This window comes from Methanolobus mangrovi (assembly GCF_031312535.1).
Classification (GTDB): Archaea; Halobacteriota; Methanosarcinia; order Methanosarcinales; family Methanosarcinaceae; genus Methanolobus; species Methanolobus mangrovi.
In genome coordinates this window covers 130,041-143,193 of record NZ_CP133594.1, presented here as the reverse complement: position 1 = coordinate 143,193, position 13,153 = coordinate 130,041, and the positions used below count along the sequence as shown (strand labels likewise).

Here is a 13,153-nt window from a genome sequence, read left to right as displayed (position 1 = left end):
AGGAAATTGGGGCTTTTGACCCCGAGATTTGAAGCCTCGGGTGGGATTTGAACCCACGACCTCGTCCTTACCAAGGACGCGCTATACCCCTAAGCCACCGAGGCACACAAGAAGTATTGGGGTGCTTTCCCTTAATACACAGACTCAATTAATAAGTTTTCGGTTGGAGAGACGTTGGTTTATAAGCACCAGCGGTCATCAACCGGGAATTTCTCGTTTATCCACATGAGGACACCGTTGTGGTGGACTATGCGGTAAGAACGTGAAAGAACTTTTTTAGCTCCGAAGAGTGGGGTCTCCTCAAGTATCTCAATGTTTTCAAAGTCCCTGCGAGTCTCAATATCGTGGTCGCGCAGTATCCTGCCAATTGGGATGTCGGCTTTCATCATGTCACAGCGGACACCTTCAGGCATCTTCTCAATGGCTGACAGGGATCTTGCATGCACATAAGGGACATCCCCTGCTGTGAGAGTGACCACGCGCTCATTAATATCCGCGCCCACATCCACATCGAAGATATCTGCCATATGCTCATCCGCCGGAATGATATGCTGGTATTCCGTAACAACGGCTGTAGGATGCTTGGTCATGATCTCAAGCAGGAAAGTGACCGAACCGTCAGTTCCTGCGCACACCCTCAGGCATGTAGGAATATCAAAGCTCTTCAGATTTTCGAGAAATCCCATGCTAACAATCTCTGGCATTGGTAAAAAAATAAAGGAAATTACTTGGAAACTTCCTTCTTTGCCTGCTTCAGGCGTTCCTTTGCAGTATACCCTGTAGCCTGTAAAAGGAAATCCCTGAAACGCTTGTTAGAATCAAGTATAAGTTCATCATCCGTCAAAGAAGTATCAGATACTGTATCAACAGCCAGTTTCTTGTTTTCTATCCAAACACTCAGGCTGGAAAGAACACCGTAAGAAGTAACGAATTTACCATCTTCCTTCTTGACCTCGCCTGGAAAAGTCTCTGTCAGGCATTCATAGATTCTATCCATATCAGGTGCAAAACCGCGCTTTAATTTATATTCCTGCATTAATATTATCCCCTATAGTAAGGCTTGAATTGAATAAAATTCTGCTATGTATCATGCATCACACTGTTTTTAATCCTATTGGTTATCATGCAGGTGTATTTGAATACAAAAGTATCACAAATATATTCAAACACAATGCAATATCAATAACATTATGATTCCTGCAACAATATCTGGCCTCTTTCTCCAACAATCCTCACTGTTGGAACCACTTTTGCCACGATCTCCCCAAGCTTTTTCATCTCTGTCCATGAAGGTGTAGGTGTATCATGACCCATGAAAGGATTGTCAAACTCAGGATTGCTCATGAACTGGTACAACATTACCTCTGAAGCACCTTCCAGATCAGGCATTATACGTGGAAGTGTATCTTCATTCACATATTCAGGTATGACCCTTATCCATACCCTAAGCCACTTTTTCTTAGCAATGGACAGAGACTCTTTAAGAAGCGTCACATACTTTATGCTGCGCTGCTCTGACATTCCCGTAAGCTCCATGATGCCTTTGATATCATTATTTGCCGTCTTGATCTCAAGTACAAAACCATGCACAAGCGGAAGCACACTTTCAAGCACATCAGGTTTCATACCATTTGACTTCAGTATTACACTCTTGCCTATCCTCTGTAGTTCCTCAATTAACGGCAAAAGGTCTTTCTGGAGCGTAGGTTCAGCACCTCCCAGATATACATTCGCAGTTGTGGACTTGCTGGCATAGTCCACGATCTCATCAACGGTCCACTCCTTCACAGGCTGGTGTATATGAACACAATAAGGACATTTCATGTTACATCCACCAAACTCAACTCTTATCTGTCCTTTTGCATCTGATAGATCGATTAATCTCATTCATACCCTCCGGATGTCACATGTGGTTTTGACCACATTTCAACTATGCACATTTTTATAACTAACACTATTAATAGTTAAACCCTGTTAAACACAGCGATTACTATTTATGTCTATTATACCATCAAACCAGAATAGACGGTGATCACATTGGCAAGAAAACTGCAATTTGAGGATCTTGAAAGAGCAAAAAGTAAAAAAGAAGCAGATCCTGCTGTACAGGACCTTGAAAATCTCTACGATCTTATAATACCACCCGGAACTCCTTCATACATCATATACGACCTTGTGGAAGAGTTTGATCTCGAAGCATTTGGAAGGAAGATGGGTGTCCATATTGTGGAAACAGATGAAAGAGAAGTAATCGTCCTCAGAGGCGCTCTGGAAGAAGTACAGGCTGCTGAAAGATATCTGTATGAAGAACTGCAGGCCTGGATAGAAAGCGATTAAAAAATATAAATGTAAATGGACAGGCTCTATGGCCAGTCCTTTCAAATTCCGGTTATTGTATCATTTCTGAGATCAAATACAATGGCTTTACCACTGTCATCATAGATATCAATGATCTGGCTGGCATTGATCTCACCTATAATAGCAGCCTTAAGCCCTGCATTCTCAAATACCTCTACACACTGAGAAGCATTCTCTTCTTTTGCAGTGACAACATAACCAGTTGCAGGATATATCTTCAACCACTGCTCAAAGTCAACATCATCAGGTCGTGGTATCTTTCTAAGGTCCACAGAAGCGCCCATCCTGCTCACTTCACAGAGCATACCAAGAGTGCCAATTGTACCGGGGTTACTGATATCCTTGCCTGCAGTTACCAGTTTCTTTTCCCCGATCTCCTGCATTACCATGAAACGCTCACGAACAACATCAGCTTCCTTGAATGAAGTTGTGTCCCAGCTATATGGAGAATTCTGTCCGACCCTGCCGTCCATATCATAGGCAACTATCACGACATCTCCTGGCTTTGCACTGTCACTGCGAATAACACAGTCTTTCTTAGCAATACCTATGATCGATACCGCAAGTGAATTATAAGGAGTGTCAGGATGCATGTGCCCGCCTACCATGGGCACACCGAATTTCTTGATTCCATCCCGGATACCTCTCATGATCTCTTCAGTGGATTCCAGGTCGCTGGAAGCCATGACATTGACCATTGCAAGAGGACGGCCACCCATCGCTGATATGTCATTCACATTGACAACAACGGAGGTGTAACCTGTCCACCAGGGACTCTTATTGACTATCTTTCCCCAGATTGCGTCAGCTGCGAAAAGTATCACGTCATCAGTACCAATATCAATAACTGCAGCATCGTCTCCGAAATCATCAATGACCTCTCCGTATTCCGAGCGAACTGTTTCGAATATACTAACAATATCTGCAATTGGCTTTTTCCGGGTAACCCCTTCAAAGTTCCTTAAATTTGCCGCAAGCTCTTCAATATACAAAAAAAACACCTGCACAATGATAATAGAATTAATAAGTAGAACAACTATAAAACGTCAGTGAAAAGGCTTAAGCCTTCTCATCTGAATGCATCTTCTTGTCCATATCGAGTTTAATGATTTTCCTGCGATCCTCGCTCATCTGTGACATATCCTGTCCAATAAGTCCATATGCATCTGATCTGCACTGGCGACAGTGTCTCATCTGCTGGACATAGGGAGCACACTTGTCCTGAATAGCCTTACACTCTGCAGGCGATGGTGGCTCTCTGTCTGCAAACTTTGCCTGACAGATAAGTGGCATCACATTCATGATAAAGACACCAAGTTCATTGATCTTCTTTGCAACTTCAATAATATGCTTATCGTTGATACCTGGAACAAGCACAGTATTGACCTTTACAACAAGACCAGCCTCGACTGCAAGCTTGATACCTTCCAGCTGGTTCTTCACCATGATCTCAGCAGCCTCGATGCCCCTGTAGATCTTTCCCTTGTAGGAAATATGACCTATCAACTGAGCCTCTATTTCCGGATCGATAGCATTCATTGTTACCGTTAATGTAGTAACCCCTACCCTGATCAGATCGGACAATTTCTCAGGTAATGCGAGACCATTGGTACTCAGGCAGAGTGTCACATCCGGGAACTCTTTCTTTATAAGTTCCAGTGCCTCAAAGGTCGAATCATTTGCAAGAGGGTCACCAGGACCTGCAATACCGACTACCTTGATGAAAGGATATTCCTTCAGTACCTGTCTGGTCTTTTCAAGGGCTTCCTGTGGAGACAGTACTTCACTGGTCACACCGGGTCTGCTCTCATTAACGCAGTCAAACTTACGATCACAATAATTACACTGAATATTGCATTTCGGAGCTACTGCAAGGTGGATTCTTCCGAACTTGTGCTGGGCTTCTTTGGAATAACAAGGATGCTGTGCAATCACTCTCTTGACATCTTCATCCTTGGAAATTTCTATTTCACAAATGTCTTTTTCTTCATTTTCCATAAATATAGCTCCTATGCAGCTCCAATAAACACGGCTCAATTTAAGGTAAACTCATAGATATAGTTTTGTATAATCTTCCAGTTTAACATGTACTTACTTCACACCACTTGCCTTCGCCTTCCCACATTTTTACGGAAAGCGGAAAGTCAAGTCTGGATGAAAGGTTTGTGTGGACATGTTCACACAGGTTCTCCACGCTAGGAAATTCCAGTATGTTGTTCAACAACACATGGTCATATTGTTTAAGAACTTCCTTTATGACCTTTTTAATTTCATAAAAGTCCATGACCATTCCGGTGTCCTTTTTCTCACCTTCGATCACGACTTCGGTCTTGTAAGTGTGTCCGTGAACTATTCCGCATGTCTCATGCCCGGGAAGATAATGGGCACTGTCAATATAATCAATTATTCCAAGTTTCATTTTCACTATAAGCACCCCCACATTTTGTGGGTCTGTGGTATTATTCTCGTATCAATATCATTAAGGAAGGACTCCTGCAGACTTAACAAGTAGCCAGGTTCCGGCTGCATGTCTTTTTGTGTCACCGGTTGCAATATAAGACTGGATATATAGCCAGATATAGCACCCACGATACCTTCAATGTCGTCAACAGGAGTATCCTTTGTAACAACTATCTTACAGAAACAATCCCTGTTCTGCGTAGTTTTCAGAACCCTGAAGCACTCGATAGTACTGTCAAGATGAAGCTCCGGGTCCTCAAGCAATGAATGAGGCAGAAGTTTTACATCACCGGAAACATATGACAGATTATCTTTTACTTTTTTTGCCATATGAGGCAATGTCATGTTGGATTCCAGATACAGAGGGATTCCCGTATCCAGCGAAGATATAAATTCTGCATGAAGTAACGGTTCGCCACCGGTTAGTGAGACGGAGTGTAATCCTGAGAATGATTTTACAATCTCGCTTACCTCATCCGAAGAAAGAGGATTTTCAATATTCTGGAAAACATTGGATCCTGCTTTTTTCTCAACCCTGCAAACCTTTGTTGCTTCCACAGGGGTATCGCAATAATTACAATTCAGATTGCATCCGGTAAAACGAACGAATGCCTGCCTGTAACCTACATAAGGACCTTCACCCTGTACAGAGCAGAATATCTCACTAATGGGTGCGAACATCATATCACATCCAGTGGTCTGGATTTTCTAAGGTCCATCTCAATGTCGATGAATTCATTATAGTAACAATTTGCAATCTTTTCCATTAGTACTGCCACATTATCACTGCTTACCCCGACATCCTCAAGACTACCATAATAATCGTGCACGACATTTATTCCGAAATGGATCTTCTGTGACACGGCAGATGTACTGGCAATGGATACTGTCAGTTTCTTGTTATCCACAAAAAGATCATCACCTTTTCTGATGATATCATTGCGGAACTCTGAAAGTACTTCTGCAACTATTGCAGTGAACAACCTCTGTCTTGCATACACCAGTTTGAGGTCAGTTGAGTCAAAGTGTTCTATGATAAAGTGGACCATGTCTGTGGAAAATATCATATCACCCTGTTTCTTATCCTCAAGATCGATCATGTGTTCTATCTTAACGTCACAGCCGCCCCTGAAAGCAATGATGGAGTCTGTCTGGACGTCTGCAAGGTTGTAGGCCCAGAGCGATGATATCTGACTTCCGTCATAATCTGTGGTTTTATCAAGAATTATGCATTTCATTTTATCGCACCAAAAATTAACAAATCCAGATCAGACCCCTAACCTTGCAAGCAGTGGGTCTTTAACACCTGCGGTCTCAAAAGCCCTTCTTCTGCGAGTACAGCTTTCACATTCACCACATGGTACATCTGCACCATGATAGCAGCTCCAGCTATATTCTAATGGGGCTTTCAGCTCCATTGCCTTAGCAACGATCTCTTTTTTATCCAGACCGATGAGTGGTGCAAGTACTTTAACACCATTTGCTGTTGAATATGAAAGCGAATCATCAATAGCAATGATAAATTCAGCAGAATTATCCGGGAACGTTACAGCTTCTTCCTTGTTGAAACCCACAATTACATACTCACAATCCATGCTTTCAGCAAAAGCTGCTGCTATGTTTATGAGGATGCCATTTCGGTTTGGAACCCAGACAGATTTAGCAGACTGAATGGTTATTGAAGGGTCTGCATCATCAGATATTTCTTCCATGGTCAGTGATGGAACTTCTACATCAGTATTAACAAGAGATGTATTGGTTATCTCACACATCCACCTGATGTCAAGAATACGATATTCGATTCCAAAGTGTTCGCAAACCTTCACTGAATTCTCGATCTCACGCTCCACAGAGCGTTGACCGTAATTGAATATAAGGGCCATCTTAACTCCGATATGTTCCTGAACTGCCGCAATGGCAGTAACTGAATCAAGACCGCTACTTAACAAAGCAATTGAACTGATAGATAATCCTCCATGAGCCGAATAATACTGTAGTAATATTGAAGGAGTACTTTAAGAACATATGAATATAAATACCCATCGTCAAATGCCTCAATATACATAAATATAAAAAAAATAAATATAATATAAGAGGAATCTTTTTGCCAGCGATCAAAGATAAAATAACCCTTGAGAAATTACTCCAGAGAATGTACTGGATAGAGGCTGAAATGGAGCAACTCGGCACATGGGAAGCACGAATAGAGATGATGGATGATAATATAGCTGCACTTGAAATGCTATCTCATGACTCTGACAGACACGGAGACATTCTCAAAAAATGGTTGACAAAAGGAGGCATAACTGTTCCTGAAACAGCCCCATCAGGACTTCCAAAACACATCTTTGATTTTGAAGGAATGTCAAGTAACGAGATGTTCGAAAAAATAATGAAATACGAAATACTTGCAAAGAATGCATATACTGATGTTAAAAACACCAATCAGGACGTTATCAAAGAGTTATTCCCAGATGAAGATGACCAGATAAAATTCCTTCAGGATATGGGACAACTAATAAAAGATGAAGAAAAACACGCAAACATCTGCAAGGACAGAGTCGGAGGTTTTGCAAAAATAATGTTATAAAAACCGCTATTCAGCGGTTTTCGTATTTTTCAATTTTATTGCTTTCTGCCGAAGAAGAATGCCATTCCAATAATTGCCACCATTGGGATTGCAATTGTTGGGAATTCCGGAACTTCCTGTGTAACAGGGATAGTTGGTCTTTCATAACCAGTGCATTCATCAACAGATACAATCTTCATTTTGGAATCACTGTTTCCATCCCCATTATCAACGAGCAGGTTTACCTCATAAGAACCTGTTTTTGCATATATATTAACAGGGTTCTGCTCACTTGAAGAATTACCATCTCCAAAGTCCCAGGCCCATGATGTATCTTCTGAAGTATTTAGTGACATGTCAGTAAAGCTAACGGTCAGACACTCAGTATTATATGTGAAATTAGCAGTGACGACTAAAGGAACTGCAACACTTGATTCCTTTGGAACTGTAGCAGTTGTTACTTTTGGAACTGATGCAGCACCCATTGAACCCATCATAGTAGGTGCTGGAGCAGGAGCCGTACCACTTGAGTTATTAGAGGTTGCTGCTGCCATTGTTGTGGGAGTAGAAGCTGCTTTCTGAGCGACTATTACTGGTTCTTCCATTGTCGGACCTGAATTATCAGAATCCGGCAATTCTTCTGCCGATCCTGCCTGGAAATTCATCAGACCTGCCAGTAGCAGAACTAATGCAAGCATAATAATAACTGGTAAGATCAATCGTTTATTCATAAATGTACCACCATTTGTGTTTAATCCTTATTCGAAGCATTGTTACTGAACAATATTACTTAAGTAAAGATAAGAGGGAGAGCACTATATAATGATATTGATACTTTCAAAAATGATACTCATAATGAGATAATTGATTTAGGAAGATGCCTGAGACTAAATAATTTAGAAACTATTGCACAGTAGGCTATTTCAAGAGTCAAGACTATCTATACCTACCAAAGAAATTAGAAAATGGGAGTGACAGATTGACCGGAGTAAAAGAGAATATTTCAGGAAAAAGTAACAACCTAATTCAGGAAAAAAGTCCTTATCTGCTGCAACATGCATATAATCCTGTAGACTGGTACCCTTGGGGAGAGGAAGCTTTCAAAAAAGCAAGAGAAGAGAATAAACCTATATTCCTGTCAATAGGCTACTCCACATGCCACTGGTGTCATGTGATGGAAAAAGAATCATTTGAAAATAACAGTGTTGCACAACTTTTGAATGAGTCATTTGTTTCTATAAAGGTGGACCGTGAAGAACGACCGGATATTGATAACATATATATGTCAGTCTGTCAGGCACTTACCGGCAGCGGGGGCTGGCCACTGACCATTCTCATGACCCCTGACAAAAAACCATTCTACGCCGCCACCTACATTCCCAGAGAAAGCAGATACGGAATCCCGGGAATGCTTGAGATCATACCTGCCATAAGGGACCTGTGGATAAACAAAAAAGAAGAGCTTCTCAATAGCGCAGATGCCATAACATCTGCAGTTTCATCTACCGGGAAAAATGAACAGGGAATAAATATCAATGAAGAGCTCCTGAAAAGAGCATTCGTTCAGCTATCAGATACCTTTGATACCGTCCATGCAGGATTTGGAAGAGCACCGAAATTCCCAACACCCCACCACCTTACATTCCTTCTGAGATACTGGAAAAGAACCGGTAATGCAAATGCACTGGAAATGGTAGAAAGAACCTTAAGTGCAATGCGTATGGGAGGGATCTTCGATCAGATCGGTTTTGGGTTCCATCGATACTCAACCGACAGTCAATGGCTTGTTCCACATTTTGAAAAGATGTTGTACAACCAGGCATTGATGATAATTGCACTGGCTGAAGCATACCAGGCAATAGCAGATACGGAATACAAGACCACTGCAAAAGAGATATTGACCTATCTTAAAAGAGATATGATTTCACCGGAAGGAGGATTCTACTCAGCTGAAGATGCAGATAGTGAGGGAGAAGAAGGCAAGTTCTACCTCTGGGCAACAGAAGATATCGAAGAAATACTTGGAAAGGATGATGCAACTCTTTTCAAAAACATTTTCAACATTCAAGATGAAGGTAATTTCACTGAAGAACACACAAAACAGTTCACTGGGAAAAATATACCCCATATGACAGAAACCATGCGGATATTTACTTCTAAAAATGCAGACCGTATGGAAGATATCGCGGCTTCTGTGGAACGTTCAAGACAAAAATTGTTCATTGAACGCGAAAGGCGTATTCATCCTTCTAAAGATGATAAGATGCTAACCGACTGGAACGGACTTACGATAGTCGCACTCTGCAAAGCTGCACAGGCTTTCGGTGAAACAGAATATGCAACAATCGCTGAAAATGCAGCAGATTTTTTCATGAAGGAAATGACAGATGTTGATGGAAAAATGAAGCATCGATATCGCGATGGAGAAGCAGCCATAGATGCTTTCCTTGAAGATTATGCTTTTTTCATATGGGGACTTATAGAACTCTACCAGACAAACTTTGATAGTAAGTATCTGGAACATGCACTGAAACTCAACAACTATCTGATAACTCACTTCAACGACAATGAGAATGGAGGGTTCTTCCATACATCCGATGAAGCAGAAGAGCTAATATTCAGAAGTAAGGAAGTATATGACGGAGCTATCCCTTCAGGAAACTCTGTATGTGTATTGAATCTCCTGAAACTTGCAAAGATAACAGCAGATACAAAACTTGAGAGTATTGCCCATAGAACAATACAGGCATTCTCACAAAAAGTAAATGCGACTCCAATTGGATATACCCAATTCATGTCTGCCCTGGACTTTGATATGAGAGATTCATTGGAAATCGTCATTGTCGGTAATCAGGAAGATACAGACACAGGAGATATCACCTCATTCATAAATGAGAGGTTCATTCCCGGAAAGATTTTGCTTCTCAAAACAGAGAAAGAAGATGATAGGCTATCAGATTTTGCAGTTTATACCAAAGAGATGGAAATGATAGATGGTAAGACGACAGTGCACATATGCCAGAACCACAACTGCAAACTTCCTTCCAATGACATGGATAAGATAAAGGAACAGATCGAAACACTTTCCTAAATTTATACATAACTGGTGATGAGTATGACAAATGGAAAATTCTATAATCCAGATATTGAAACTATGGGCAGAAGTGACCTTGACGCCCTGATTGACGAGAGGATCAGGTACACGGTGAACTATGCAGCAGAGAACTCATTGTTCTACAGAAAATGGTTCAGGGAAAATAGTGTTAATCCTTCTGATATCAGAACCCATGAGGACCTTCTGGAACTTCCAATAATATCCGGGAAGACCATTCGAGAAAACCAACCACCTGTTAAAGAGGATTTTGGGTTTAAAACTGTGGAATGGAAAGATGTTTTTACAGTGCATGAAACAAGTGGAACCAGTGGGACACCTAAATCATTTTTCCTTACATGGGATGACTGGGAAAGATATGCAGAAAAATATGCAAGAAGCTTCCTTTCCCAGGGATTCGGACCTGATGACCGCGTCATTGTCTGCGCATCCTATGGTATGAATGTAGGTGCGAACACAATGACACTCGCAGCTAGGAACATTGGTATGACAATGATTCCTGAGGGGAAGTGTACGTTTCCCGTTAGAATCATGGAAGCATACAAGCCAACTTCCATTGTCGGAAGTATCTTCAAGCTCATTCACCTTGCAAAGAGGATGAAGGAACAGGGAATGGATCCTGCAAAGTCCAGTATTGAACATCTTGTGATAGGCGGAGAGAGCTTTGCAGAGGAATCAAGGAACTACGTTTCGGAAATATGGGATTGTGAGGTATACAATACATACGGAAGTACCGAAGGAACCATGTGCGGAGAATGTACAGACATAAGTGGCTTGCATGTTCCTGAAGACCTGGTGCATCTGGATGTGTATGACCCCCACATGGATAAATTTGTGAAGGATGGAGAATGTGGCAGACTTGTACTCACAACTTTGCTACCTGTCGGTGCAAAGGGTGGAAACGTACTTCTGAATTACGATACAGAAGACACAACCGTAGTCCTTAGCCGGGATAAATGTTCCTGCGGACGAACTCATATGAAGATAATGAATCCGGAAAGAGAAGCTGAAACTTTCTGGGTTTCCGGAACTCCGTTCAATCGTGTGGAGGTTGAAAAAGGCGTGTTCCAGAGAGAGAACATGGAATACCTGACTGGTGAATATGAGGCTTTCCTTTATGGCGGAGAGGATGAAGGAGAAACAACCCTGAGGGTCAGTATGGAGTGTAATGACCTTCATAAGTGCGATGAAGAATTGATTAAGGAAAATTTCCTGAGATCATTCTTTGCTTATAAGCAAAATCTGGAAAATTCGTACATTGATGGAAGCTTGAACATCCTTTTTAACTATACAAAGCCCGGTGAACTTGAATTTTACCGTGTTAAAGGAAGACCCAAACGAATAGTTGACAGAAGGTGATCACAGAAGTGAGATACCTTCCCAGAGCTTCAGATAGAGACTGAGACCTCCTATGAAAACAAGCACCCACAATGCAAGGGTGATTTTCATTAGGTTGAAGGGATTTACAATTGGCTTTATCCTGCCATCAACTGCAAGCTTTATGTATATCGCGAAAAGGATCACGAATAAACCTGCGAGATGATGAAGGTACATCTGGGTACTCAGGGAAGAACCTACCCCTATATTGGTAAGTGTTGACATCGATGGGAACATGAATGCAATGATGGATAATAATTGCAACAATACAGCAACACTCACAAGATTACAGTGTTTTCCAGAGGGATCTTTTGATACCTGCGAAAGGGCAATTCCCAGTATAAGAACAGATAAAAATTGTAATAATAAATTCATAAAAGCATTGTTGAATTCTGAAAACATATCCCGTACACCCCGGTTAGTAACAAAGATATGCTTTGTCGGGAATATATAAAAATATTCTTACCCCTGTTTTAGAAATTACCTTTGTATACCTTAAGACCATTTTCCGATACAGTGAGAATCCAGGGCTCCATACTATGGGAAGCCGAACGCATTTTACGTACTCTCATGTACCTGTTTGCAACATTGCCTTTAAGATGCAGGCCTAACTCAATTATTCCATCGGCAAGGTAACCTTCCATACCAGTCGAAGGATCAGAAATACCGGATAGCTTCTCTTCTTCAAGGATTAGAAATGTTGTGAGTTCCTCGCGTCTGAGGGTTTCAAGCATTTTGTACATCTTTTTCCTTAAGTGCTGAGGTTCTACATCCAGAAGAGAATACAGGGCACCAAGGGAATCAATAGCAACACAGGTGCATTTTTCACCGACTTCTTTTTTGAACTGAATTATATTCTCTTCCAGGATACTCAAAAGATCCTCTGAAAAATCATCATATTGAACCCTGTAGTCACTAAAATCAGAAATATGCAATTTTTTAGATAGGGTGATACCCATACTACCCATATTCTGAAGATGGTTCTCTTTGCTTTGCTCAAATGTTACGTATAATCCATAGTCATCCTGTTGTTCCAGATAATTGGAAAGAACCTGAAAAGTAAAACCGGACTTCAAAGTACCTGCTGCACCGGTTACCAGCACAACACTGTTTTTGGGTATATCAGTCTCAAAAACCTCATTCAAACCATCTATAGTATCCACAAATCGCATAATACCCCTCTTTTCTTGACGTATGCAAAAAAGAAGTAAGAATAATAGAGTCAAAATAATATAAATGTTTAATGGAGAATATGGTGAGAAAATCGATATAAACAC

General features: G+C 41.2%; 15 protein-coding genes, 1 tRNA gene and 1 pseudogene. 4 read left to right on the top strand and 13 right to left on the bottom strand.

Annotated elements, in window-relative coordinates:
• Positions 1-32 precede the first annotated feature (32 nt).
• The 4 genes from RE476_RS00775 to RE476_RS00760 form a co-directional block, all read right to left on the bottom strand.
• Positions 33-104: transfer RNA gene (locus tag RE476_RS00775), tRNA-Thr, on the bottom strand.
• Positions 105-179: 75 nt separating this feature from the next.
• Positions 180-686, bottom strand: a complete 507-nt coding sequence (locus RE476_RS00770; RefSeq protein ID WP_309308259.1) for a chorismate--pyruvate lyase family protein — start codon at positions 684-686, stop codon at positions 180-182.
• Positions 687-724: 38 nt separating this feature from the next.
• Positions 725-1,036 carry a DUF5611 family protein gene (locus RE476_RS00765; protein WP_309308257.1) on the bottom strand — a complete coding sequence of 104 codons (312 nt, stop codon included), beginning with the start codon at positions 1,034-1,036 and terminating at the stop codon, positions 725-727.
• Positions 1,037-1,188: 152 nt separating this feature from the next.
• On the bottom strand, positions 1,189-1,887 hold the full coding sequence (locus tag RE476_RS00760; RefSeq protein WP_309308255.1) for a radical SAM protein: 699 nt from the start codon (positions 1,885-1,887) through the stop codon (positions 1,189-1,191).
• Between the two features lie 150 nt (positions 1,888-2,037).
• Here RE476_RS00760 and RE476_RS00755 point away from each other — a divergent pair, with 150 nt between their 5' ends.
• On the top strand, positions 2,038-2,337 hold the full coding sequence (locus RE476_RS00755; RefSeq protein ID WP_309308254.1) for a hypothetical protein: 300 nt from the start codon (positions 2,038-2,040) through the stop codon (positions 2,335-2,337).
• Positions 2,338-2,378: 41 nt separating this feature from the next.
• On the opposite strand, the gene RE476_RS00750 is transcribed toward RE476_RS00755, so the two are convergent.
• The 6 genes from RE476_RS00750 to queC all read right to left on the bottom strand — a co-directional run bounded on the left by RE476_RS00750 (position 2,379) and on the right by queC (position 6,782).
• Positions 2,379-3,350, bottom strand: a complete 972-nt coding sequence (locus tag RE476_RS00750) for a methanogenesis marker 2 protein (protein WP_309308253.1) — start codon at positions 3,348-3,350, stop codon at positions 2,379-2,381.
• A gap of 67 nt (positions 3,351-3,417) precedes the next feature.
• The gene (gene nifB / locus RE476_RS00745; protein WP_309308252.1) at positions 3,418-4,356 is read right to left on the bottom strand and encodes a nitrogenase cofactor biosynthesis protein NifB; all 939 of its coding nucleotides are present in this window, start codon (positions 4,354-4,356) and stop codon (positions 3,418-3,420) included.
• Positions 4,357-4,438: 82 nt separating this feature from the next.
• Positions 4,439-4,786, bottom strand: a complete 348-nt coding sequence (gene queD / locus RE476_RS00740; protein ID WP_309309537.1) for a 6-carboxytetrahydropterin synthase QueD — start codon at positions 4,784-4,786, stop codon at positions 4,439-4,441.
• Positions 4,783-5,502 (bottom strand): 7-carboxy-7-deazaguanine synthase QueE, encoded by a 720-nt coding sequence (locus tag RE476_RS00735; protein ID WP_309308251.1) that lies wholly within the window; start codon positions 5,500-5,502, stop codon positions 4,783-4,785. The genes queD and RE476_RS00735 overlap by 4 nt, the downstream gene beginning before the upstream one ends.
• Positions 5,499-6,056: a DUF366 family protein gene (locus RE476_RS00730; protein WP_309308249.1), complete on the bottom strand. Its 558-nt coding sequence runs from the start codon at positions 6,054-6,056 to the stop codon at positions 5,499-5,501. The genes RE476_RS00735 and RE476_RS00730 overlap by 4 nt, the downstream gene beginning before the upstream one ends.
• Positions 6,057-6,086: 30 nt before the next feature.
• A complete protein-coding gene (gene queC, locus RE476_RS00725; protein ID WP_309309536.1) occupies positions 6,087-6,782 on the bottom strand; it encodes a 7-cyano-7-deazaguanine synthase QueC in 696 nt (231 codons plus the stop codon).
• 140 nt (positions 6,783-6,922) lie between these two features.
• On the opposite strand from queC, the gene RE476_RS00720 reads away from it, so the two are divergent.
• The gene (locus RE476_RS00720) at positions 6,923-7,408 is read left to right on the top strand and encodes a hypothetical protein (RefSeq protein WP_309308247.1); all 486 of its coding nucleotides are present in this window, start codon (positions 6,923-6,925) and stop codon (positions 7,406-7,408) included.
• 35 nt (positions 7,409-7,443) lie between these two features.
• Here RE476_RS00720 and RE476_RS00715 read toward each other — a convergent pair whose 3' ends face one another.
• Positions 7,444-8,118, bottom strand: a complete 675-nt coding sequence (locus RE476_RS00715) for a PKD domain-containing protein (protein ID WP_309308246.1) — start codon at positions 8,116-8,118, stop codon at positions 7,444-7,446.
• 248 nt (positions 8,119-8,366) lie between these two features.
• Here RE476_RS00715 and RE476_RS12880 point away from each other — a divergent pair.
• Together RE476_RS12880 and ftsA are read left to right on the top strand one after the other, a co-directional pair.
• Positions 8,367-8,873, top strand: a pseudogene (locus RE476_RS12880) (thioredoxin domain-containing protein); the annotation flags it as partial.
• A 1,629-nt stretch (positions 8,874-10,502) separates the two neighbouring features.
• Complete coding sequence (ftsA, locus tag RE476_RS00705; protein WP_309308242.1) at positions 10,503-11,858, top strand: coenzyme F390 synthetase; 1,356 nt, start codon at positions 10,503-10,505, stop codon at positions 11,856-11,858.
• Here the strand turns inward: ftsA and RE476_RS00700 are convergent, their stop codons facing one another.
• Positions 11,859-12,278, bottom strand: a complete 420-nt coding sequence (locus RE476_RS00700; protein ID WP_309308240.1) for a hypothetical protein — start codon at positions 12,276-12,278, stop codon at positions 11,859-11,861.
• A 71-nt stretch (positions 12,279-12,349) separates the two neighbouring features.
• Complete coding sequence (locus tag RE476_RS00695; protein ID WP_309308238.1) at positions 12,350-13,048, bottom strand: RAD55 family ATPase; 699 nt, start codon at positions 13,046-13,048, stop codon at positions 12,350-12,352.
• Positions 13,049-13,153 lie beyond the last annotated feature (105 nt).

Excerpts from the sequence above, each read along its gene's own strand:
- RE476_RS00770 (WP_309308259.1), bottom strand. The coding sequence starts at position 686 with ATGGGATTTCTCGAAAATCTGAAGAGCTTTGATATTCCTACATGCCTG.
- RE476_RS00765 (WP_309308257.1), bottom strand. The coding sequence starts at position 1,036 with ATGCAGGAATATAAATTAAAGCGCGGTTTTGCACCTGATATGGATAGA.
- RE476_RS00760 (WP_309308255.1), bottom strand. The coding sequence starts at position 1,887 with ATGAGATTAATCGATCTATCAGATGCAAAAGGACAGATAAGAGTTGAG.
- nifB (WP_309308252.1), bottom strand. The coding sequence starts at position 4,356 with ATGGAAAATGAAGAAAAAGACATTTGTGAAATAGAAATTTCCAAGGAT.
- RE476_RS00735 (WP_309308251.1), bottom strand. The coding sequence starts at position 5,502 with ATGATGTTCGCACCCATTAGTGAGATATTCTGCTCTGTACAGGGTGAA.
- RE476_RS00730 (WP_309308249.1), bottom strand. The coding sequence starts at position 6,056 with ATGAAATGCATAATTCTTGATAAAACCACAGATTATGACGGAAGTCAG.
- RE476_RS00715 (WP_309308246.1), bottom strand. The coding sequence starts at position 8,118 with ATGAATAAACGATTGATCTTACCAGTTATTATTATGCTTGCATTAGTT.
- ftsA (WP_309308242.1), top strand. The coding sequence starts at position 10,503 with ATGACAAATGGAAAATTCTATAATCCAGATATTGAAACTATGGGCAGA.
- RE476_RS00700 (WP_309308240.1), bottom strand. The coding sequence starts at position 12,278 with ATGTTTTCAGAATTCAACAATGCTTTTATGAATTTATTATTACAATTT.
- RE476_RS00695 (WP_309308238.1), bottom strand. The coding sequence starts at position 13,048 with ATGCGATTTGTGGATACTATAGATGGTTTGAATGAGGTTTTTGAGACT.